18 protein-coding genes are annotated in these 22,713 nt (G+C 73.2%); 11 read left to right on the forward strand and 7 right to left on the reverse strand.

Annotated elements, in window-relative coordinates; genetic code table 11:
• Window positions 1–130: 130 nt before the first annotated feature.
• Together QQX09_RS10075 and hrpA are read right to left on the reverse strand one after the other, a co-directional pair.
• The gene (locus QQX09_RS10075) at window positions 131–1,096 is read right to left on the reverse strand and encodes an alpha/beta hydrolase (RefSeq protein WP_301134173.1); all 966 of its coding nucleotides are present in this window, start codon (window positions 1,094–1,096) and stop codon (window positions 131–133) included.
• A gap of 10 nt (window positions 1,097–1,106) precedes the next feature.
• Entirely contained in the window at window positions 1,107–5,480 is a 4,374-nt protein-coding gene (hrpA, locus tag QQX09_RS10080; protein ID WP_436969062.1) for an ATP-dependent RNA helicase HrpA, read from the reverse strand.
• On the opposite strand from hrpA, the gene dnaE reads away from it, so the two are divergent.
• The 3 genes from dnaE to hisD all read left to right on the forward strand — a co-directional run bounded on the left by dnaE (window position 5,479) and on the right by hisD (window position 10,884).
• Entirely contained in the window at window positions 5,479–9,024 is a 3,546-nt protein-coding gene (gene dnaE / locus QQX09_RS10085; protein ID WP_301134177.1) for a DNA polymerase III subunit alpha, read from the forward strand. The two genes, hrpA and dnaE, sit on opposite strands and share 2 nt — an antisense overlap.
• Window positions 9,025–9,192: 168 nt before the next feature.
• Window positions 9,193–9,570: a DUF4260 family protein gene (locus tag QQX09_RS10090; RefSeq protein WP_301134179.1), complete on the forward strand. Its 378-nt coding sequence runs from the start codon at window positions 9,193–9,195 to the stop codon at window positions 9,568–9,570.
• A gap of 9 nt (window positions 9,571–9,579) precedes the next feature.
• Window positions 9,580–10,884 (forward strand): histidinol dehydrogenase, encoded by a 1,305-nt coding sequence (gene hisD / locus QQX09_RS10095; RefSeq protein ID WP_301134181.1) that lies wholly within the window; start codon window positions 9,580–9,582, stop codon window positions 10,882–10,884.
• 171 nt (window positions 10,885–11,055) lie between these two features.
• Here the strand turns inward: hisD and QQX09_RS10100 are convergent, their stop codons facing one another.
• Window positions 11,056–13,269 (reverse strand): RecQ family ATP-dependent DNA helicase, encoded by a 2,214-nt coding sequence (locus QQX09_RS10100; RefSeq protein ID WP_301134183.1) that lies wholly within the window; start codon window positions 13,267–13,269, stop codon window positions 11,056–11,058.
• Between the two features lie 273 nt (window positions 13,270–13,542).
• Between QQX09_RS10100 and QQX09_RS10105 the strand changes: the two genes are divergently transcribed.
• The 8 genes from QQX09_RS10105 (at window position 13,543) to QQX09_RS10140 (ending at window position 19,770) form a co-directional block, all read left to right on the forward strand.
• Window positions 13,543–14,793, forward strand: coding sequence for an Nramp family divalent metal transporter (locus QQX09_RS10105; RefSeq protein WP_301134380.1), 1,251 nt, complete (start codon window positions 13,543–13,545; stop codon window positions 14,791–14,793).
• An 87-nt stretch (window positions 14,794–14,880) separates the two neighbouring features.
• Window positions 14,881–15,975, forward strand: a complete 1,095-nt coding sequence (locus tag QQX09_RS10110) for a histidinol-phosphate transaminase (protein WP_301134185.1) — start codon at window positions 14,881–14,883, stop codon at window positions 15,973–15,975.
• A complete protein-coding gene (gene hisB / locus QQX09_RS10115) occupies window positions 15,972–16,571 on the forward strand; it encodes an imidazoleglycerol-phosphate dehydratase HisB (RefSeq protein WP_301134187.1) in 600 nt (199 codons plus the stop codon). The genes QQX09_RS10110 and hisB overlap by 4 nt, the downstream gene beginning before the upstream one ends.
• Window positions 16,568–17,020 carry a hypothetical protein gene (locus QQX09_RS10120; protein WP_301134189.1) on the forward strand — a complete coding sequence of 151 codons (453 nt, stop codon included), beginning with the start codon at window positions 16,568–16,570 and terminating at the stop codon, window positions 17,018–17,020. The genes hisB and QQX09_RS10120 overlap by 4 nt, the downstream gene beginning before the upstream one ends.
• Window positions 17,017–17,673, forward strand: coding sequence for an imidazole glycerol phosphate synthase subunit HisH (gene hisH, locus QQX09_RS10125; RefSeq protein ID WP_301134191.1), 657 nt, complete (start codon window positions 17,017–17,019; stop codon window positions 17,671–17,673). Before QQX09_RS10120 ends, hisH begins: the two co-directional genes overlap by 4 nt.
• A 43-nt stretch (window positions 17,674–17,716) precedes the next feature.
• Window positions 17,717–18,454: a bifunctional 1-(5-phosphoribosyl)-5-((5-phosphoribosylamino)methylideneamino)imidazole-4-carboxamide isomerase/phosphoribosylanthranilate isomerase PriA gene (gene priA, locus QQX09_RS10130; RefSeq protein WP_301134193.1), complete on the forward strand. Its 738-nt coding sequence runs from the start codon at window positions 17,717–17,719 to the stop codon at window positions 18,452–18,454.
• Window positions 18,455–18,513: 59 nt separating this feature from the next.
• Entirely contained in the window at window positions 18,514–19,014 is a 501-nt protein-coding gene (locus QQX09_RS10135; RefSeq protein WP_301134195.1) for a hypothetical protein, read from the forward strand.
• Between the two features lie 30 nt (window positions 19,015–19,044).
• The gene (locus tag QQX09_RS10140) at window positions 19,045–19,770 is read left to right on the forward strand and encodes an SseB family protein (protein ID WP_301134198.1); all 726 of its coding nucleotides are present in this window, start codon (window positions 19,045–19,047) and stop codon (window positions 19,768–19,770) included.
• A 24-nt stretch (window positions 19,771–19,794) separates the two neighbouring features.
• Here the strand turns inward: QQX09_RS10140 and QQX09_RS10145 are convergent, their stop codons facing one another.
• From QQX09_RS10145 to QQX09_RS10160, 4 genes are read right to left on the reverse strand one after another with little or no spacing between them, the layout of a single operon-like run.
• Complete coding sequence (locus tag QQX09_RS10145; protein ID WP_301134200.1) at window positions 19,795–20,517, reverse strand: S1 family peptidase; 723 nt, start codon at window positions 20,515–20,517, stop codon at window positions 19,795–19,797.
• Window positions 20,510–21,151, reverse strand: a complete 642-nt coding sequence (locus QQX09_RS10150; protein ID WP_301134203.1) for a hypothetical protein — start codon at window positions 21,149–21,151, stop codon at window positions 20,510–20,512. Before QQX09_RS10150 ends, QQX09_RS10145 begins: the two co-directional genes overlap by 8 nt.
• Window positions 21,148–21,897, reverse strand: coding sequence for a S1 family peptidase (locus tag QQX09_RS10155; RefSeq protein ID WP_301134205.1), 750 nt, complete (start codon window positions 21,895–21,897; stop codon window positions 21,148–21,150). The genes QQX09_RS10150 and QQX09_RS10155 overlap by 4 nt, the downstream gene beginning before the upstream one ends.
• Window positions 21,894–22,652, reverse strand: a complete 759-nt coding sequence (locus QQX09_RS10160) for a hypothetical protein (protein ID WP_301134208.1) — start codon at window positions 22,650–22,652, stop codon at window positions 21,894–21,896. Before QQX09_RS10160 ends, QQX09_RS10155 begins: the two co-directional genes overlap by 4 nt.
• Window positions 22,653–22,713 lie beyond the last annotated feature (61 nt).

Genomic DNA, 22,713 nt, shown 5'->3' on the forward strand with positions numbered 1-22,713 from the left:
CGACGACCTCCTCGACGCCGCGTGACGCATCGGCCGCCTGCCTTGGAGGCCCCGAGCGGGCGCCGAGGACCTCCCAGGAGGGTGCCGAAGGTCGCTGCTCCGAGCAGCGTGCCGCTGGCTGCGGCGGGGGTCAGCCGGTCGCGTCGAGCAAGGCGAGGCTCGCCGCCACGATGGCGTCGCGCGCCTCGTCGTCCGAGATCGTCGGCACGCCGTCGCCCGGCTGCGCGCCGTACGACCCGAACTGCGCGTGCACCGCGCCCTCCACCTCGGTGAAGACCGCGTCCCCGGGCAGGTCCGCGCGCGAGGCGTCGATGTCGGCAGGCGTCGCGAGGCCGTCCTCCGAGGCCGACACCGAGGCGACCGCGCCCTCGTACGACGACATGTCGCCCGCCGGGTACGAGCCCCACAGGAGCAGCCCGGCGGGCCTCTCACGCTCGGCCTCGAGGGCGGCGACCGTGCCGCCGAGCGAGTGCCCGGCGACCACCCAGGTGCCGCCGCGCTCGTCCATCTCGGGGGCGAGCGCGCCCATCGACAGGAAGGCGATTCCCAGCGGCTCCTTGACGATCACCACGGTGTGGCCCGCCTCCGCGAGCGGCCGCAGGTGCGCGGCGTAGGCGCGGGCGTCGACCCGCGCGCCCGGCTGGAAGAGCAGGCTCACGTCGGCTGCCTCGCCCGCGGGCTCCATCACGATGCGCGTCGCGCTCTCGGTGACGGTCACCGCGCCGTCCGTCGCCATCGCGGACAGCGCGGGCTCGGTGGCGCCGAACGGCTTGAGCCACGCGACGAGCGCCACCCAGGCGAGGCCCGCGAATACGCCGAGCATCCGCAGGAGGAGCGTGCCGGCGCCGCCCGCCCGGCGGGGACGCCGCCACCGCCACAGCGTGAGCCCGCCCGCCACGACCGTGAGGACGAGCATCACCGCGTACGCGGGGTGGCCGTGCACGACCGCACCCCACGCGACCGCCGCGAGCACCAGGGCCACGACCACGGCGAGCGCCGCGACGCCGCGGATCGTCCACGCCTCCCACTCGGGGGAGGTGCGGGGTGCCTCGGGCGCGGGGTCGGGGTGCGGGGCTGCGGTGTCGTCGCCGGTCATGCCTCGCAACCTAGCCGATCGCGGCCAGCGCCTTGCGGATGCGCTGCTCGCTCACGGGCCCGTCGGTGCCCAGGCGCTGTGCGAACAGCGACACCCGCAGCTCCTCGACCATCCATCGCACCGCGTCCAGCGCCGCGACCGTCGCGGGGTCGGGGCGGCCCTTGGTGCGGGCCGCGCGCACGGTGTCGTAGGCCTCGACCACCTGGGAGACCTGCCATGCGAGCTGGGCGTCCTTCGCGGGGTCCAGCCGGGCCTTCTCGAGACGATGCGCGGCGGCCTTGAGGTAGCGCGCGAGGTGGGGGAGGCGGTCGGCGGGCGTGGCGCGGACGAAGCCGTCGCCCACGAGCGCCGCCGACTGCTCGCGCAGCTCCTGCAGCGTCGACAGCAGCGCCAGCGACGTCGCGCCGCGTACCGCGACGTCGAGCTCGCGCGCCGCGGTGAGCGCGGCGGCGGCCTGGCGGGCGACGTCCAGCACGGCGTCCTCGAGCCTCGCCCGGACCTCCGCGCGCAGCGCCTCGTACGACGCCCGGTCGCGCACGGCCCCGGCGCCCGGCGCGAGCGTCGCGACCGCGGCCATCTGAAGGTCGTCGACGAGCGCCTCGGTCGAGCGGTACGGCGACGCCCCGAGCGCGAGCGACTCGGCGGGGGACCAGCGCGTGGTGACCCGCTTGACCGGCAGCCCCACCTCGGCGACCAGCAGCCGGCGCACGCCCCGCGCGTGGGCGGCGTCGCGCTCCGTCTCGTCGGCAAGGACGCGCAGGGCGGCACGCGGCCCCTTCTCCTCCACGATCGCGGGGTAGCCGCGCGCGACCACGCCGTGCACGGTGCCCTCGACCTCGTCGGGAAGCACCTCGAGGTCGGGCCACGAGGTGAGCGACTCGACCTCGGCGACGGCGGCGCTCGCCGGTCGGGGAGCGGGACCACCCGCCCCGCCCGCGGCCGCGGCGACGGCCGCCGGCGCGGCGCCGTGCGCATCGTCCCCCCGGCCGCGGCCCCCGCGACCGCGTGCCGCCGCGTCCGCGGCCCGCTGCACCGCCGTGCGCACCGCGGCCTCCGCCTGCGGCGCGAGGGAGCGCTGGAGCAGCACGAGGTCATGCGACTCGTCCAGGATCCGGTCTCCGCCGCGGCCGCGCGGCTCGACCACCCGAAAGGTCATGCGCAGGTGGGCGGGCAGGCGCTCCTCGAGTCCGTCCCACGCGTCGTCGGGGATGTCCACGTCGCGGAGGTCGCGCACCGCGCGCGTGAACGCCTCGCGGAAGGGCTCGGCCATGTCGCCGGCCCGCACCACGTCCTCCCACGCGGGCAGGTTCCCGCCCATCCACGCGACGATGTCGCGTGCGGCGTCGGGCGCGGGCACGAGCAGCCGGCGCACGGGCTTGGGCAGCGCCCGGATGGTCGCGGTGACGAGCTCGGGCAGCATGCCGGGCACCAGCCAGTCGAAGCCCTCGGGGATCACCCGCGCGAGCACGCCGACCGGGACGTGGACGGTCACGCCGTCCGCCGCGGTGCCGGGCTCGAACTGGTACGTGAGCGGCAGCTCGAGGTCGAGCTGCGGCCAGCGCTCGGGGAACTCCGCCGGGTCGACCGCGGCGTGGTCGGGGACCAGCTCGTCGAGCGTGAGGGTGAGCAGCTCGGGGTCCTCGAGGCGCGCGCCCTTCCACCAGCGGTCGAAGTGGGCCGCCGACACGATCGACTCGGGCAGGCGCGCGTCGTAGAAGCCGTAGAGGGTGTCCTCGTCGGCGATGACGCCGCGCGTGCGCGACCGCGCCTCGACCTGGGCGGCCTCCTCGAGGACGCGCTGGTTGCGGCGCCAGAAGCCGTGGTGCGTGGTCCACTCGCCCTGCACGAGCGCGTGCCGGATGAAGAGGTCGCGCGCGCCCTCGCGGTCCACCTTGGCCCACAGCACGGGGCGGTCGGCGACGATGGGCACGCCGTAGAGCAGCACCTTCTCGGTCGCCATCGCGGCGCCGCGCCTCGAGGACCAGTGCGGCTCCGAGTAGGTGCGCTTGGCGAGGTCTCCTGCGAGCTCCTCGGCCCATGCCGGGTCGATGCGGGCGACGTCCCGCGCCCACAGGCGGCTCGTCTCGACCAGCTCCGCCGCCATGACGAACTCCGGCGGCTTCTTCGACAGCGGCGAGCCGGGGCTGATCGCGAAGCGGATGCCGCGGGCCCCGATGAACTCGTTCGACGCGCGCTTGCGGGCACGCCGCATCTCCTTGGCGCGCGCCTCGCCCTTGAGGTGGGAGAAGGAGCTGGCCTTGAGCTGCAGCACGTCCTGCGCGCCCACCTGCGACAGGAGGCCCGCGAGGATCGAGCGGTGGATCGCGTCGTCGTCCCACACGTGACGCAGCGCGCCGGTGCCCTCGGGGTCCTCGACGGGCGAGGGCTTGCGGTACGCCATCGCGATGTCGAGGGACTTGGCGGCCTCGCGCAGCTGCTGGACCAGGTCCTGCCATTCGCGGATGCGCAGGAAGTTGAGCATCTCGGACCGGCACAGGCGACGGAACTGGTTGCCGGACAGCGCGTGCTGGCGCTCGCGGACGTGCTCCCACAGGTTGAGGTAGGACAGCAGGTCGGAGCCGGGGTCCGCGAAGCGACGATGCAGGAGGTCCGCCTCCTCGCGGCGCTCGGCCGGGCGCTCGCGGGGATCCTGGATGCTGAGGGCGGCCGCGATCACGGCGACCTCGCGCGCGACGCCGTGGCGCGCGCCCTCGACGATCATGCGGGCCTGACGCGGGTCGATCGGGAGCCGGGAGAGCTGACGGCCCACCGCGGTGAGCGACGTCCGGCCGCCGGCCGTGCTGATGGCGCCCAGCTCGGACAGCAGCTGCACGCCGTCGCGGATCGCGCGCGTGTCCGGCGGCTCGACGAACGGGAAGCGTGCGACGTCCTCGGGGGACTCGACGACGCCCACCGAGATCATCTGCAGCAGCACCGCCGCGAGCGAGGTGCGCAGGATCTCGGGCTCGGTGAAGGCCGGCCGGGACTCGAAGTCCTCCTCCGAGTACAGGCGGATCGCGATGCCGTCCGCGAGGCGTCCGGCGCGGCCCGAGCGCTGGCGAGCGCTCGCCTGCGAGATCGGCTCGATGGGGAGCCGCTGAACCTTGGTGGCCTTGGAGTAGCGCGAGATGCGCGCGGTGCCCGGGTCGACCACGTAGTGGATGCCGGGCACGGTGAGGGAGGTCTCCGCGACGTTGGTCGCGAGGACGATGCGCCGGGCGGAGTGCCGCTCGAAGACGCGGTGCTGCTCCGCGGCGGACAGGCGCGAGTACAGCGGCAGGATCTCCACCCGGCGCGGGTGGCGAGGACCGCGGGCACGGTCGCCCAGGTGCGCCTCGAGGCCGTCGGCGGCGTCGCGGATCTCCCGCTCGCCCGACAGGAACACGAGGACGTCGCCGTCGCCCCACGTCATGAGCTCGTCGCACGCGTCGACGATGCCGGTGACCAGATCCTTCTCCTCGCCCTTGGTCGCCCCCTCGAGCGGGCGGTAGAGGATCTCGACCGGGTAGGTGCGACCCGTGACCTCGACCACGGGCGCCATCCGGGGGTCGTGCGCGCGCTCGTCGGCGACCGCCGCATCGTCCACCTGCGCGGGCTGGGGCAGCGGGCCGCCGGCCGCGAAGTGGCGGGCGAAGCGCTCGGAGTCGATGGTCGCGGAGGTGATGACGACCTTGAGGTCGGGGCGGCGCGGCAGCAGGTTGGTGAGGTAGCCGAGCAGGAAGTCGATGTTGAGGCTGCGCTCGTGAGCCTCGTCGATGATGAGCGTGTCGTACGCGAGGAGGTCGGGGTCGCGCTGGATCTGGGCGAGCAGGATGCCGTCCGTCATCACCTTGACGAGCGTGGTGTCCGAGCTCTGGTCGGTGAAGCGCACCTGGTAGCCGACGATCCCTCCCAGCTCCGTGCCGATCTCCTCCGCGATGCGCTCCGCGACGGAGCGGGCCGCGATGCGGCGCGGCTGCGTGTGCCCGATCTGGCCGGCGCGGCCGCGCCCGAGCTCGAGGCAGATCTTGGGCAGCTGCGTGGTCTTGCCCGAGCCGGTCTCGCCCGCCACGATGACCACCTGGTGGTCGCGGATCGCGGCGGCGATCTCCTCGCGGCGCGCGGAGACCGGCAGCTCGGCGGGGTAGGCGATCGCGGGGACCTCGACGGCGGCGCGCTTGGCCGCCGCGGCCTCGAGCGCGCGCCTGCTCACCCGGGGACGATGCTCGGGCGAGCGGGCGGCGCCGGCGCCCCGCGCATCGTCCCGCCGTCCGCGTCCGCGCCGGTTCCGCCGGGGCCTGGTCTCCTCGCTCACCCGGACATTCTCCCAACTTGCGCCGACACTCCCGACCGGCCGCCGCATCGTCCCCTCGCTGTCGGCCGGGGCTCCTAGAATCATCCCCATGCCCGGCAAGGATTTCGTCCATCTCCACGTCCACACCGAGTACTCGATGCTGGACGGAGCGGCGAAGATCGGCGACCTCTTCACCGAGGCCGAGCGGCTCGGGCAGAAGGCGATCGCCACCACCGACCACGGCTACCTGTTCGGCGCCTACGAGTTCTGGAACAAGGCGCAGTCCACGGGTGTCAAGCCGATCATCGGCCTCGAGGCGTACCTCACGCCCGGCACCGCGCGCGGCGACCGCACACGTGTGCGCTGGGGCGAGCGCGGTCAGGAGGGCGACGACGTCAGCTCGGGCGGCGCGTACACGCACGCCACGATGTGGGCGCGCGACACCGCCGGCATGCACAACCTCTTCCGCCTCGCGTCGTACGCGTCGCTCGAGGGGCACTTCTACAAGGCGCGCATGGACCGCGACCTGCTGCAGCGCTTCTCCAAGGGCATCATCGCGACCACGGGCTGCCCGTCGGGCGAGGTGCAGACGCGCCTGCGCCTGGGCCAGTACGACGAGGCGCTCAAGGCGGCCGCGGAGTTCCAGGACATCTTCGGCAAGGACTCGTACTACGTCGAGCTCATGGACCACGGTCTCGACATCGAGAAGCGGGTCTTCGAGGACCTGCTGCGCATCTCGAAGGCGATCGGCGCGCCGCTGGTGGCCACCAACGACCTCCACTACACGAAGAAGGAGGACGCGACGGCGCACGAGGCGCTGCTGTGCGTGCAGTCCGGCTCGACGCTGAGCGAGCCGACGTACGACCAGGGCGGCAAGCGCTTCGCGTTCTCGGGCGACGGCTACTACGTCAAGTCCGCCGAGGAGATGTGGCAGATCTGGGGCGACTACCCGGAGGCGCTCACCAACACCCTCGCCATCGCGGAGCAGTGCGAGGTCGAGTTCAACACCAAGGCCGACTACATGCCGGTCTACGACTGCCCGCCGGGCGAGGACGAGCACTCGTGGTTCGTCAAGGAGGTCCAGAAGGGCCTCCACGAGCGCTTCGGCCCCGAGATCCCCGCGCACGTGCAGGAGCGCGCGAACTTCGAGATCGAGGTCATCGCGGGCAAGGGGTACCCCGGCTACTTCCTCGTCGTCGCGGACTTCATCCAGTGGGCCAAGGACAACGGGATCCGCGTGGGCCCGGGCCGAGGCTCCGGTGCGGGCTCGATGGCCGCGTACGCGATGAAGATCACGGACATCGACCCGATCGTCCACCAGCTCTACTTCGAGCGCTTCCTCAACCCGGAGCGCGAGTCCAAGCCCGACTTCGACATCGACTTCGACGAGCGCAGGCGCGGCGAGGTCATCCAGTACGTGACGGACAAGTACGGCCAGGACCGCGTGTCCATGATCGTCACGTACGGCACCATCAAGGCCAAGCAGGCGCTCAAGGACTCGACGCGCGTGCTCGGCAAGCCCTTCTCGCTCGGCGAGCAGCTCACGAAGGCCTACCCCGAGGCCATCATGGGCAAGGACATGCCGCTCATCGGCGTCACCGACACCGCGCACGCGCGCCACCACGAGGGCCAGGACTTCCGCGCGCTGCTCGAGCAGGACCCCGAGGCGCAGCAGGTGTTCGAGCTCGCGCAGGGCCTCGAGGGCCTCAAGCGGCAGTGGGGCGTGCACGCGGCCGGCGTCATCATGTCGTCGGACCCGCTCATCGACATCATCCCGATCATGCGCCGCGAGCAGGACGGCGCGGTCATCACGCAGTTCGACTACCCCACGTGCGAGACGCTCGGCCTGGTCAAGATGGACTTCCTGGGCCTGCGCAACCTCACGATCCTGGACGATGCGCTCGAGAACATCGTGGACAACGGCAAGGAGCCGCTGGTCCTCGAGGAGCTCGAGCTCGCGGACGAGGGCGCGTTCGACCTGCTCGCGCGCGGCGACACGCTCGGCGTGTTCCAGCTCGACGGCAACGCGATGCGCCAGCTGCTGCGCCAGATGAGGCCCGACAGCTTCGAGGACATCTCCGCCGTCCTGGCCCTGTACCGGCCGGGCCCGATGGGCATGAACTCGCACACCAACTACGCGGAGCGCAAGAACGGCCGCCAGGCGATCGCGCCCATCCACCCCGAGCTCGACGAGCCGCTCAAGGAGGTGCTGGGGATCACCTACGGCCTCATCGTCTACCAGGAGCAGGTGCAGCGCATCGCGCAGATCGTCGCCGGCTACACGCTGGGCGCGGCCGACCTGCTCCGACGGGCGATGGGAAAGAAGAAGAAGGAGATCCTCGACAAGGAGTTCGAGCCCTTCAAGAACGGCGCGCTCGAGCGCGGCTTCTCCATCGAGGCGATCAACGCCCTGTGGGAGACGATGCTCCCGTTCGCCGACTACGCCTTCAACAAGGCGCACACCGCCGCCTACGGCGTGCTGTCGTTCTGGACCGCGTACCTCAAGGCGCACTACCCGACCGAGTTCATGGCGGCGCTGCTCACCTCGGTCGGCACGGACAAGGACAAGTCGGCGCTCTACCTGGCCGAATGCCGCCGCATGGGCATCACGGTGCTGCCGCCGGACGTCAACGAGTCGAAGGCGACCTTCGCGGCCGTCGGCGAGGACGTCCGCTTCGGCCTCACCGCGGTCCGCAACGTCGGCGCGAACGTGGTGGCGGAGATCGTCAAGGCGCGTCAGGAGAAGGGCGCGTTCACGTCGTTCGCGGACTTCCTCGACAAGGTGCCCGCGACGGTGTGCAACAAGCGCACCATCGACTCGCTCATCAAGTCGGGCGCCTTCGACTCGATGGGGTACTCGCGCCGCGCGCTCAACGCGGTCCACGAGCAGGCGATCGACTCGGTCATCGGCGTCAAGCGTCAGGAGGCGACGGGACAGTTCGACCTCTTCGCCGACGCCGAGGACCTGGGCGGCGGCGTCACCGTCGAGGTGCCCACGCTCGACGAGTGGGACAAGAAGACCAAGCTCAACCTCGAGCGCGACATGCTCGGTCTGTACGTGTCCGACCACCCGCTGTCGGGCCTCGACCACGTCATCCGCTCGGAGGCCTCGCACCAGATCCTCAACGCGACGCCGACGAACGGCGTCAAGGAGAACGACCAGATCGTTCTCGCGGGCCTCGTCACCCGCGTCGACCGCCGCATCGCGAAGTCCGGCAACCCGTACGCGATCGTCACGCTCGAGGACATGACGGGCGAGACCGAGGTGTCCTTCTTCGCGAAGGTCTACGACACGTACGCGCGCGACCTCGCGGACGATGCGGTCATCGCCATCAAGGTGCGCTGCCGTGAGCGCGGCGACGGCGGGCTGCAGTTCTCCGCGGTCGACGTGCGGATCCCCAACCTCAACCAGCAGGACAACTCCCCGGTGGCCATCACGGTGCCGGCGTCCCGCGTGACCCCGCCGCTGGTCGAGCAGGTCAAGGGCATCCTGCGCTCGCACCCCGGCTCGATCGAGGTGCGGATGGTGCTCACGGGCCCGGACAAGCCGCTCACCATGAGGCTCGGCGACGAGTTCCGCGTGGCGCGCTCGTCGGCGCTGTACGGCGACCTCAAGGCGGCGCTCGGGCCCAGCTGCCTGAGCGGGGCGGCGTAGCGGGTCCTGGCTGTCCCGCCAGGACGCCGCATCCCGCCCCGCGCCCGCCCCGCGGCCCCACCCGCCCCCACCCACCTACCCCGCGACCCCACCCGCCCGCTGCGGGGAAGCCAGCGACGGTTCTGAGAGGTTCTCGACTCCTGCGGGGAAGTCGGCGACGCTGGGTCCATGACCCCGATCGCCTGGCAGCGCCTCGAGGGAGCGGTCGTCGCCGCGGCCGCCTACGTCGCGGTGATCGTGCTCGACCTCGCGTGGTGGTGGCCGCTCGCGCTCTTCCTCACCTTCGACCTCAGCATGGCGGGCTACGCGGTGGGCGCCCGGGCCGGTGCGGCGCTCTACAACGCGGCCCACAACTACGCCCTGCCGGCGGCGCTGGGGGCGATCGCGCTGCTCGCCGACCTGCGCTGGATGGGCCTCCTGGCGCTGTGCTGGGCCTTCCACGTCGGGGCGGATCGGGCGCTCGGCTACGGGCTCAAGCTCGGGGACGGCTTCCAGCACACGCACCTCGGATGGATCGGCAAGGGCGCGGCCCGCTCGGATCAGTAGACTCGACCCGTGCTTTCCAGGATCGATCTGCGCGACCAGGACCTCTCCGCCCGCGAGCTGCTCGCCGTCGTGCCGCGCGCCGACGTCAACGTGGGTGACGCGCTCGCCGTCGTGGAGCCCATCATCGAGGACGTGCGCGTGCGCGGCGAGGCCGCGCTGCGCGAGCTCGGCGAACGCTTCGACGGCGTGGTCCCGCCGCATCTGCGGGTCCCCGCCGAGGAGATCTCGCGCGCGCTCGAGACGCTCGACCCCGCGGTGCGGGAGGGCCTCGAGGAGGCCATCGACCGCGTGGGCCGCTTCCACCGCGCCACGGTGCCGCCGCCGGTCGATGTCGAGCTGGCAGACGGCGCTACCGTGTCGCAGCGCTGGATCCCGGTCGGCCGCGTGGGCCTCTACGTGCCGGGCGGCCTCGCGGTCTACCCGAGCTCGGTGGTGATGAACGTCGTGACGGCGCAGGCGGCCGGCGTGCCGTCGATCGCGGTGACGAGCCCGCCGCAGCGCGAGTTCGGCGGCCTGCCGCACCCGACGATCCTCGCGGCCTGCGCGCTGCTCGGCGTCGCCGAGGTGTACGCGGTGGGCGGTGCCCAGGCGATCGCGATGCTCGCGCATGGCGTCGAGGGCCTGTGCGACCCCGTCGACGTCATCACGGGTCCCGGCAACGTCTACGTGGCGGCCGCGAAGCGCGCGGTCAACGGTCTGGTCGGCATCGACTCGGAGGCCGGTCCGACGGAGATCGCGGTGATCGCGGACCGGACGGCCAACGCGCGCTACGTCGCCGCCGACCTGCTCAGCCAGGCCGAGCATGACCCCATGGCGGGCTCGGTGCTCATCACCGACTCGCCCGAGCTGGCCGAGGACGTCGAGCGCGAGCTCGGCGCGCTCGCGGATGCCACCAGGCACCTCGCCCGCACCAAGGAGGCGCTCACCGGCCGCCAGAGCGCGGTGATCCTGACGTCAGGCATCGACCAGTCCGTCGCCGTCGCGGACGCCTACGGCGCCGAGCACCTCGAGATCCACACCGCGGACGCGCGCGAGGTCGCGGGGCGCATCCGCAACGCGGGCGCGATCTTCATCGGCGAGCACTCGCCGGTGCCGCTGGGCGACTACCTCGCCGGCTCGAACCATGTGCTGCCCACCGGCGGCACGGCGCGCTTCGCGTCCGGGCTCGGCGTGACCGCCTTCCTCAAGGCCGTCTCGTACATCGACTACAGCGCCGACGCTCTCGCGGCGGTGGGGGAGAAGGTCGTCGCGCTCGCCGAGGCGGAGGACCTGCCCGCGCACGGCGCGGCCATCAGGGCGCGGCTCGAAGGCTGACGCGCGGGCGCTCCGCCATCCGGCAGGTGCGCACGCCTCGAAGGCTGACGCGCGGGCGCTCCGCCGTCGGGCGGGTGCGTACGCCTCGACGGCTGCGGGGCGCCGGGCGACCGGGCCGCGCTGTCCCGGCACGGGCCCCGCCGCACCGGCGTTGCCGCACGCGGGCTGACGTCAGCGCACCCCCAGCACGAATGGATGCACGGCTTCCGCTCCTGCGCGTCGCAGCAGGCGTGACGCGACGGTGAGCGTCCACCCGGAGTCGGTGAGGTCGTCCACGAGCAGCACGCGCTGCCCGGCGAGTACTTCGCCCGCATCGGGCGACGGCTCCAGCTCCAGCCCGAGCCGACGCACCACGCCGGCCAGCCGGATCGCGGAGTTGACGTCGTGCCGCTCGGGTGCCTCGCGCCCCGGCACGGGCGCCACCGCTCCGACGAACGGCACCTGCAGCCACCGCGCCAGCCCGCGCGCGAGATGGTCGACCAGCACGGGCCGCGACGCCGACCGCACCGCCACCACCCCGTCGATCACGGTCCGGGAGGTGTCGCCGTCCCAGATCGCCTCCCAGTCCTGGAGCACCCGCACCGCGGCGCTGCGCAGCGGCACCGGCGTCTCGCCGTCGATGAGCGCACCGTCGGCGTCCCGGGACTCGAGCAGCTCCCGCAGCTGCACCGACCAGCCAAGCCCGTCGAGACGGGCGACCGCCCGCCCGGGCGCCGCCTGCTCGTCGGCCGGGATGCGTCCGCGCAGGTCCAGCCCCAGCGCGCCGAGCCCGGTGGGCCACTGCCGCCGCGCGACCACCTCGACGCCCACGCGGTCGAGCCCCGCCTGCGCGGCCTCGACCGCCTCGACGCTCGGCGCCTCCGGCAGCTCGACGCCGCCGCACGCGTCGCATCGTCCGCATGCCCAGCCGTCCGCGAGCTCGGGGTCGTCGAGCACGCCGCGCAGGAAGGCCATGCGGCACGCGCCCGCCGTGCCCGGCTCGAGCCGCTGGTAGGCGAGCATCGTCGACTCCTCGGCGCGCCGCGCGGCGGCCACGCGGGCGTAGCGCTCCGCGTCGTAGGACCATGGTTCGCCGGTCGCGATCCAGCCGCCCTGCACGCGCTTCACGGCGCCGTCGACGTCGAGCACCTTGAGCATCGCCTCGAGCCGTGACCGGCGCAGGTCCACCCGCGCCTCGAGCGCGGGGATCGACGTCGCCGCGTCGGTGGCCAGCGCCGCGAGCGTCGCCCGCACCGTCTCCTCGGGTGGGAAGGCCTGCGAGCCGAACCACTCCCAGATCGCGCGGTCCTCCTTGCCCGGCAGCAGCACCACGACGGCGCGGTCGACGCCGCGGCCCGCGCGGCCCACCTGCTGGTAGTACGCGATCGGTGAGGAGGGCGCTCCCAGGTGCACCACGAACGCGAGATCCGGCTTGTCGAAGCCCATCCCCAGTGCCGACGTCGCCACCAGCGCCTTCACCCGGTTGTCCTTGAGCTCGCCCTCGAGCCGCTCGCGCTCGGCCGGGTCCGTCTGCCCCGTGTAGGCGGCGACCTCGAGCCCGGCGGCGCGCAGCTGCGACGCGACCTCCTCGGCCGCGGAGACGGTCAGGCAGTAGACGATCCCCGAGCCCTTTATCGTCCCGAGCGACTGCGCGAGCCACGCCACGCGCGCGGCCGGGTCGGGCAGGTCGAGCACGGCCAGGTGGAGCGACTCGCGATCGAGCGGTCCCCGCAGCACGAGCACCTCGGCGGACGCCTCGGAACCCGTCACCCCGAGCTGCTCCGCGACGTCCGCGGTCACGCGCGCATTGGCGGTCGCGGTGGTCGCGAGCACCGGGATGCCCGCGGGAAGGTCGGCGAGCAGCGTGCGGATGCGACGGTAGTCGGGCCGGAAGTCGTGACCCCAGTCGGAGATGCAGTGCGCCTCGTCGATCACCACGAGTCCCGCGTCGGCCGCGAGCCGTGGCAGCACCTCGTCGCGGAACGCCGGGTTGTTGAGCCGCTCGGGCGAGCACAGCAGCACGTCGATCTCGCCGCGCGCGATCGCGGCGTGCACCTCGCCCCACTCGGTGACGTTCGCGGAGTTCACCGTCGCCGCGCGGATGCCGGCGCGCGCGGCCGCCGTGATCTGGTCGCGCATGAGCGCGAGCAGCGGCGACACGATCACCGTCGGCCCGGCGCCGCGGTCGCGCAGCAGCCGCGTCGCGACGAAGTAGACGGCGGACTTGCCCCATCCGGTGCGCTGCACCACCAGCGCGCGCTCGTGCCGCGACACGAGCGCGTCGACCGCCGTCCACTGGTCGTCGCGCAGGGCGGCGTCCTCCCGCCCGACCAGGCGCCGCAGCGCGGCCTCGGCGTCGTCGCGGAGGGACGATGCGGCGGTGACGGGGGCGGCCTCGGGAACCATGGCCACCAGGGTAGGGCGGGGCACCGACAGGGCCCGCGCATCGTCCCCCGAGTATCACCCGCACCCGCACCCGCCCGCGGAGCCATCAGCGCGAACGATGCCGCGCATCGGCACGACGCGCACCGCCGCGTCCCACGCCCGGTCAAAGTTCGGCTAGCCTAACTTTCGTGCGACGGCGCCCGACCCGCCGTCGCGCATCGGTCCGGGCACTCCGGGCCGGGCAGCAGATCGGCCGGCCGCAGGAGAGGGGAGCGACGGGTGTCGAACACGTTGGTGGAGCGCAACCGCGAGGAGGCCGAGCGCACGCGCGGCCCCATCCGACGCATCGTCACCCTGATCGGCCCGGCCTTCGTCGCGGCCGTCGCCTACGTCGACCCCGGCAACGTCGCCGCGAACCTCACCGCGGGCGCCGAGTACGGCTACCTGCTCGTGTGGGTGCTCGTCGTGTCGAACCTCATGGCGGTGCTCATCCAGTACACGTCCGCCAAGCTCGGCCTGGTGACCGGGCGCTCGATGCCCGAGCTGCTGCGCGGCCGCCTGGGCCGCCGCGGCCGCCTCGCCTACTGGGGTCAGGCGGAGATCGTCGCCGCGATGACGGACCTCGCCGAGGTGATCGGCGGCGCGCTCGCGCTCTACCTGCTCTTCGACCTGCCGCTGGTGATCGGCGGCCTCATCGTCGGGCTCGTGTCGCTTGCGCTGCTCGCGGTCCAGTCGCGGCACGGCCAGCGCCAGTTCGAGCTCGTCATCATGTTCCTGCTCGCGATCATCGCGATCGGCTTCATGGCGGGCCTCGTGGTCTCCGACACCGACTGGGGTGGCGCGGCCGCCGGCCTCGTGCCCCGGTTCGAGGGTCCGGGCACCGTGCTGCTGGCCGCCTCGATGCTCGGCGCGACGGTGATGCCGCATGTGATCTACCTCCACAGCTCGCTGGCGCGCGACCGCCACGGCGTGGGCCACGACAAGCCCCGCCTGCGCCGCCTCCTGCACGCGAGCAAGTGGGACGTCGCGGCCTCCCTCGTGATCGCGGGCTCGGTGAACATCGCGATGCTGCTGCTCGCCGCGGGCAGCCTGCGCGGCGTCTCCGGCACCGACTCGATCGAGGGCGCCCACGCCGCCATCGAGTCCGCCCTCGGCCCGATCATCGCGGGCGCCTTCGCGGTAGGCCTGCTCGCGTCGGGCCTCGCGTCGACCTCGGTGGGCTGCTACGCGGGCTCGGCGATCATGGGCGGCCTCCTGCACCGCCACATCCCGGTGTGGGTGCGCCGCTCGGTGACGCTCATCCCGGCACTCCTGCTGCTCGGCGCGGGCGCGAACCCCACGTGGGCGCTCGTCATCTCGCAGGTGGTGCTCAGCCTCGGTATCCCGTTCGCGGTGATCCCGCTGGTGCGCCTCACCTCCGACCGCGAGCTCATGGGCGAGCACGTCAACTCGCGCACCACCCAGGTGGTCGCATGGACCGTGGTCGCGCTCATCGTCGCGCTCAACGCGGCGCTGCTGGTCCTCACCTTCGCGGGGCAGATCTAGGGGCACCCGGGGGCGGCCTCGCGAGGGCGCGGTGCGCAGGGACGATGCGGCGCATGCCCCGCCGCGCGCGCTCACTAGAATCGCCCCATGACCCTGCCGATCCGCCCCGACCTGGTCGGGCTCGAGCCGTACGGTGCGCCGCAGCTCGAGGTCACCGCGCGCCTCAACGTCAACGAGAACCCGTACGCGCCCCCGAACTCGGTCGTCGACGCCATCGCGACCGCCGTCCGCAAGGCGGCCGAGGGCCTCAACCGCTACCCGGACCGCGACTTCCTCTCGCTCCGTCAGGACCTCGCCGCGTACCTCGCGGCCGAGAGCCACGTCGACTTCCTCGAGGCGCGCAACATCTGGGCCGCGAACGGCTCGAACGAGGTCATGCTCCACCTGCACCAGGCGTTCGGCGGCCCGGGCCGCACGGTGCTGAGCTTCGCGCCCACCTACTCGATGTACCCGGAGTACGCGCGCGACACCCTCACCGGGTACGTCACCTTCCCGCGCAGCGACGACTTCACGCTCGACATCGACGCCGCGGTGGCCGCGATCCGCGAGACGGCACCCGCGATGGTGATCGTCGCGAGCCCCAACAACCCGACCGGCACTGCGCTCCCGCTCGCGCACGTCGAGGCGCTGCTCGCGGCGGCGGGCGACGTCGAGGGCGGCTGCGTCGTCGTGGTGGACGAGGCCTACGCCGAGTTCCGCCGCCGCGGCGTCCCCAGCGCCGCGTCGCTGCTGCCGGCCCACCCGAACCTCGCGGTGAGCCGCACCATGTCGAAGGCCTTCGCGCTCGCGGGCGGCCGGCTCGGCTACCTCGCCGCGCACGAGGAGCTCATCGACGTGCTGCGCGTGGTGCGCCTGCCGTACCACCTCAGCGCCGTCACCCAGGCGACGGCCTGCGCGGCGCTCGCGCACCACCGCGAGCTCCAGGCCCAGGTCGACGAGATCCGCGCCGAGCGCGACGAGACCGTCGCCTGGCTACGCGCCCAGGGCTGGACGGTCGCGGACACGGACGCGAACTTCGCGCTGTTCGGCCCGTTCGAGGATCGTGAGAGGGTATTCCAGGGCCTGCTCGCGCGCGGGGTCCTCATCCGCGTCACCGGCCCCGAGGGTTGGCTGCGCGTGTCGATCGGCACGCCGCAGGAGATGGCGCTGTTCCGCAGCGCGCTGCTGGAGGTCACTGCATGAGCCGCACCGGTCGCATCGAGCGCACCACGAGCGAGTCGTCCGTCCTGGTCGAGCTGGACCTCGACGGGTCCGGCCGCACCGAGATCAGCACGGGCGTGCCGTTCTACGACCACATGCTCACCGCGCTCGGCAAGCACTCCCTCATGGACCTCACGGTCCGCGCCACCGGCGACGTGCACATCGACTCGCACCACACCGTCGAGGACGTCGCGATCTGCATCGGCGAGGCGCTCAAGCAGGCGCTCGGCGACAAGGCCGGCATCTCCCGCTTCGGCGACGCCCTGGTGCCGCTGGACGAGGCGCTGGCGCAGTGCGTCGTCGACGTGTCCGGGCGCCCGTACTTCGTCCACGTGGGCGAGCCGGTCGGCCAGGCCACGCACCTCATCGGCGGCAACTTCGCGGGCTCGCTCACGGGCCACGCGCTCGAGTCGATCGCCCACCACGCGGGCATCTGCGTGCACATGCGCGTGCTCGCGGGCCGCGACCCGCACCACATCGTCGAGGCGCAGTTCAAGGCGCTCGCGCGCGCCCTCCGCTTCGCGGTGGAGAAGGACGCGCGCGTCCAGGGCATCCCCTCCACCAAGGGAGCCCTGTGACCGACGTCGCGATCATCCTCACGCCGATCCCGCGACCCCGCTTCCTCACCGCGCTGTGCGCGGTGAACGGCATCCGCGGCCACGTCCTGGAGACCAGCGGCGGCCCCATCGCGGTGCTGGACGATGCGTCCCCGGAGCACGTGGAGAAGGCCGCCCGGGCGGTGTCGGGCTTCATCAAGGGGCCGGAGTTCCTGGTCGCGGAGAGCCGTGAGGGGAACGTCCGCGTGCAGGTGTGGAAGGCCGGGGCGATGGAGCGCGAGGTCCCCGCGGGCCTGGCGCTCGCGGACTCGCCCGGCGTCGTGACCTCGCTCCTCACGCGTGCCTCCACGTTCGAGGAGATCGCCGACACCCACGAGGACAAGGTCCACAGCACGCACATCGGCCGCATCAAGGCCTACCGCGAGCTCATCAAGGAGGCGAACGCGCTTCGGAAGGACATCGGCGCATGACCCGGCCCCTCGTCTGCGTCTTCGACTACGGCTTCGGCAACGTCCGCTCCGCCACCCGCGCCCTCGAGCACGTGGGCGCGCGCGTCGAGCTCACCTCCGATCGCACGGTCGCCGAGCACGCGCACGGCCTCGTGGTCCCCGGCGTGGGCGCCTTCGAGGCGGTCATGAACGGCCTCAAGGAGGCGCGCGGCGACCAGATCGTCGGCCGGCGCCTGTCCGGCGGCCGCCCCGTGCTGGGCATCTGCGTCGGCATGCAGGTGATGTTCGAGCGCGGCGTCGAGCACGGCACCGAGTCCGAGGGCCTCGACCAGTGGCCCGGCACCGTCGAGCTGCTCCAGACCTCCGTGGTGCCCAACATGGGCTGGGCGACCGTCGAGGCGCCGGAGGGCTCCACGCTCTTCAGCGGCGTCGAGGACGAGCGCTTCTACTTCGTCCACTCGTACGGCGCGCGCGAGTTCCCGCTCGGCACCACCGAGGACACCGGTCGCTTCGCGGCGCCGCTCGTCACGTGGTCGACCGCCGGGCACGAGGGCGACGAGGACCGCTTCGTCGCCGCGGTCGAGAACGGCCCGCTCATGGCGACGCAGTTCCACCCCGAGAAGTCGGGCGAGGCCGGCCTCCAGCTGCTGCGCAACTGGGTCGAGACGCTGTAATCCCCGGTACCCTCGCATCGTCCACCCCTCCCGAGAGGAAGCCATGACCGACACCCCCCGCCTCGAGCTCCTGCCCGCCGTCGACGTCGCCGACGGCCAGGCCGTCCGCCTCACGCAGGGCGAGGCGGGCTCCGAGACCAGCTACGGCGACCCGCTGTCGGCGGCGCTCGACTGGGTGAACGGCGGCGCGGAGTGGATCCACCTGGTGGACCTCGATGCGGCCTTCGGTCGCGGCTCCAACGCGTCCCTCCTGGCAGACGTCGTCAAGGCGGTCGACGTCAAGGTCGAGATGAGCGGCGGCATCCGCGACGACGAGTCGCTCGAGCGCGCCCTCGCCACCGGCTGCGCGCGCGTCAACCTCGGCACCGCGGCGCTCGAGAACCCCGAGTGGACCGCCCGCGCGATCGACCGCCACGGCGACCGCATCGCGGTGGGCCTCGACGTGCGCGGCACCACGCTCGCCGGCCGCGGCTGGACCCGCGACGGCGGCGACCTCTGGGAGGTGCTCGCGCGCCTCGACGCCGCGGGCTGCGCCCGCTACGTCGTCACCGACGTGAAGAAGGACGGCATGCTGTCCGGACCCAACCTCGAACTGCTCCAGCAGGTGTGCGAGGCCACCGACGCGCCCGTGGTCGCGAGCGGCGGCATCAGCTCGCTCGACGACATCGCCGCGCTGCGCACCCTCACGGCCGCCGGCATCGAGGGCGCGATCGTGGGCAAGGCGCTCTACAACGGCAACTTCACGCTGCCGCAGGCGCTCGACGTGGCCGGCCGCCCCTAGCTCCCGCCGCACCCCGCAGGCCTCCCCTCGATACGGTGGAGGTGGCGAGAGGGGCGACGATGCGCGGGCCGGGCATGGTCATGGCAGCGGCGGTGACCGCGGCGACCGCGGCCGCGCTGCTCGCCGGGTGCACGGCGGCGGACGCGCCGGGCGCCTCGTCCGCCCCCACCGTGACGCCCACCTGTCCCGACACGATCGCCCCGGAGCCCGGCACGCCCGAGACGGCAGCGGCAGCCCCGGAGATCGGCGCCTTCGACTCCGCATGGCTGTGCGTCTACGCGCTGGGCGACGCGTGGACGCTCGCGGAGGGCCCCGCGCCCATCGACGACCTCGACGGCGTCCGGGAGCTGGTCGACGCGCTCGAGCCCGCGGACCTCATGCGCCCCTGCACGCTCGAGCTCGGGCCCGAGTACCTGCTCACGCTGGCCGACGGCGACGACCTCACCCGCATCGTCGTCGACGCGTACGGCTGCCGCTGGGCCCGGGTCGAGGGCGAGCCGGGGCTGCTCACCGGTCCCGACACGATCATCGCGGACCTCGACGGCCTCGCCGGACTCTGACACGTCGGCGGGTGCCTCTAGGCTGGGGCCATGAGCGACGACGAGCCCCGCAAGGAGATCCCGGAGTCGATCTTCTCGGACGACGACGGCAGCGCCGACGCGCGCCTCGCGCAGGCCCTCATCCGCTTCTCGCACGGCAAGACGCCGCTCGCCGACGTGGTCGACGCGCTCGCCTACGCGCGCGTGCTCATCCCGGTCATGGCGTCGGGGGAGAAGCGCGTCATCGGCCGGCACGGCCTCGAGCAGGACGAGGTCGCCTCGACCGGCGTCGTCGCCGTCGAGATGCCCGACGGTCGCACCGCGCTGCCCGTGTTCACCGACGTCGACGCCGTCAAGGCGTGGAGCGACCGCGCCCGCCCCATCCCGGCCGAGGGGCCGCGCGCCGCGCTGGCCGCGGTGGCCGAGGGCTGGAGCGCGCTCGTGCTCAACCCCGGCATGGAGACCGTGCTCATCCCGCGCCCCGCGGTGTGGGCGCTCGGGCAGGGTGAGCCCTGGCGACCCGCCGTCGTGGACGGCGAGGTGGCGGAGGACATCCGCGCCGCCGTCGCCGAGGCGGTCACGCTGGACGATGCGCTGCGCGGCGTCGATGCGGTCGCCGGCCGCGGCGCCGAGGTCGCCATCGTCCTGCGCCTGGTCCCGGGCCTCACCCAGCCCGAGGTGGACGCCGTGGTCGAGCGCGTCCAGCACGACCTCGCACGCTCGAACGTGGTCGCACAGCGCGTCGACAGCGTCGAGCTGCGGCTCGCGCAGGTGTAGCCCCGTCGCGACCGGCGCCGCGCGTCAGCAGGACGCGTCGACCTCGGTGCGCTCCGCATCGTCCGCGAGGAAGGCCTCGAGCCGCGGCAGGGTGACGGCGCCGGCGAACTCCTCGCCGTCCGAGGAGAACACCACGCCCACGACGTCGCCGTCGGCGTCCGTCACGGGCGAGCCGGAGTTGCCCTCGCGCGCGAGCAGCTGGAGGAAGTAGATCTCGGCGCCGTCGGGGTCGAGCTCGTTCTCGCGCAGCTCGACGTACGGCCCGGTGACGGACGCGAGGGGCCCGCCGAGCGCGTAGCCGGTGACGGTGAGGTCGTCGCCCAGCGCGGGCTCGTCCTCGCCCACGGTTCCCGCCTCCGGGAAGGTACCGTCGATCGTGATGAGCGCGAGGTCGTCGTCGGTGGAGTACTCGGCGGCCACCGCGCGGTACTCGCGGCCCCGGTAGTCGGTCAGCTCGATGTGGGTGGTGTCGCGGACGACGTGCCGGTTGGTGACGGCGTGGGTCTCGTCGAGCATCCATGCCGTGCCGTTGCGGTAGGCGTCGCAGCTGATGGCCCACACGCGCAGCGCGATGCGCTCGGCGTGGGTGAAGCCGTCGGTGGACGATGCGGTGGCGGTGGCCTCGACCGGGGCCGGGGTGGCGTACGGAGGGGGAGAGAGCGGGACGCAGGCGGCGAGCGCGGGGGCGAGGGCGAGGCCGGACGCGAGCGCGAGGGCGGCCGCGCCGAGGCGGCGCCGGTCAGCCATGCTTCTCGCGGAAGTCGCGGTACGCGTCGGACACCTCGGCGCAGAACTCGACGATCGACCGCTCGGACTCCTCGATGCTCGACTGCACGTACAGCTCGGAGTTGCGGAGGACGTCGAAGTGCTCGTCCTGGGCCTCGACGCACTTCTCGTATGCGTCGGCGATGTCCTCGAGCTCCTCGACGAGCTCGGTGCCCTGGGCGCCCTGGTTGACCGCCGACGAGTACTCCTCCTTGAGCGTCTCGAGCTGCGCCTCGGTCTGCTCGAGCTCGACGATGCGGGCGTTCTGGGCCGACACCTCGTCGGTGAGCGACTCGACATGGGCGCGGAGGTCGGCGTTCTGGCCCTCCCACGTCGACCGGGCCGAGGCCAGCATCGCGAGCGGCACGGCGAGCGCGACCACGGCGATCAGGCTGAGCGCGAGGCCGACGGCGAGCCCGCGGCTCCGGGAGCGCGGCGGCGGGGGCGGAGGCACGTCCGTGGGGGCGGCAGCGGGCACGTCCGTGAGGGCGGGCGTGGGGTTGGGGTTCGGGTTGGGGTCGGCGGGCGGCGGAGGGGGCGCGGGCACGCCGCTCCCGGCCGCCTCATCGGGCACGCCGGCGCCCGCCCCGTCGGCGCGCGGGTCCGGCTCGCTCACGCGGCGCCCAGGTTGGTCGACGTGCAGGTGGGCTCCGGCACGAACAGCGACGCCTCGCTGAGGAGGGTGTTGAGCGTCGAGATCGGCACGATGAAGCTCTGGTTGGAGAAGTTCTTCGCGTAGATGACCCCGACCACGCGGCCGACCTCGTCGAGCACTGGCGAGCCCGACGACCCCTGCTCGACCTTCGCGCTCGTCGCGAGCACGGTGCCGACCGCGGTGTCGAGGGGGTCGGTGGTGGCGCCGAGCACGACGCCGGCGGACGTGGTGAGGCGGCCGCCGTTGGGGTAGCCGACGACCGTGATGACGTCGCCCTCCGAGGGATCCTCCTCGGCGCGCTCCGCGTACGACGAGCCCAGGGACTCCTCGGTGGTGATGATCGCGATGTCGGCGACGGTGGTGGTCGCGGCGGCGGTCGCGGCGATCGAGCGGCCGTCGTAGGTGGTGAGGGTGATGCGCTTGGCGTCGGCCACCACGTGGCGGTTGGTGACGAGCGTGTGGTCGTCGAGCGCGAAGCCGGTCCCGGTCGCGATGAACCCGCAGCCGACGTTGCGCACGCGCACCGTCATGCGCTGCGCGGCGGAGAAGCCGTCGGGGGAGAGCGCGACGGCGACGTCGCCGGGCGAGGCGGACGGCTCCGGCACGAAGTCGTCGGGCATGGCGCCGGGCGCCTGGGGCAGCGCGGCGCAGCCGGTGAGCGCCAAGGCGCCGGCCAGCGAGAGTGCAGCGATCCGGGTCCGGATCACGGGGCCACCGACTGCTGGAAGACGAGGTTCGCATCGGCCGCGGCCTGGCAGAGCTCGTCGACGCTCTCCTCGAAGGTGCGCAGCTCCTTGGGCTTGAGGTCGTCGGGGTTCGCGAGGTACACGGCGAGCTGCTCGTGCCCCTGGATGCACCGGCCGAGCGAGTTCGCGACGGACGTCGCGTCCGTGATGATCTCCTGCAGCCCCGCGATCTGCTCCTGCGCGTAGGCGGCGTCGTCGCCCCACTGGGCGTTCTCGGCCTGCAGGCGGCTCACCGTGTCCTTGGACGCGGACAGCTGGTCCGACACGAGGTCGAGCTGCTCCTGCGTGGTGGCGAGGGTGCCGCGCTCGTCCGCGAGCTCGCTGCCGAGGCCGTAGCTGTACTCGGTCATCTCGATCACGCGCTCCTCCCACGCCTCGGACACGCGCCACAGGTAGGCGATGAGGGCGGAGGCGGCGAGCAGCGTCACGGTGAGGAGGGCGACGGTGATGAGGAGGCCGACCGGGCGGGGACGATGCGCGACGGCGTGCTCGGCCGCGACGTCCGGGGCGTCGTCGGTCCCGTCCTCGTCGGCGACCACCGGGTCGGCGTCGTCGTCCTCGCCGAACGGGTGGGCGGCATCGATGCGCAGGGTGCCGCCGGGGGTGGGGACCGGGTCGGCCGGGAGCGATCCGCGGGACGGGTCGGACGCCGCGCCCACCACGGGGATCTCGTCGGTGTCGACGTGGTCGGTGGGCTCGGCGGCGGGGTCCGTCACCGGGAGGAAGGGGAGGCGAGGCCTGCTGAGGCCCTCCGGAGGGCTCGCCGAGATCGCGAGG

The organism is Demequina litoralis (genome assembly GCF_030418455.1).
GTDB lineage: Bacteria > Actinomycetota > Actinomycetes > Actinomycetales > Demequinaceae > Demequina > Demequina litoralis.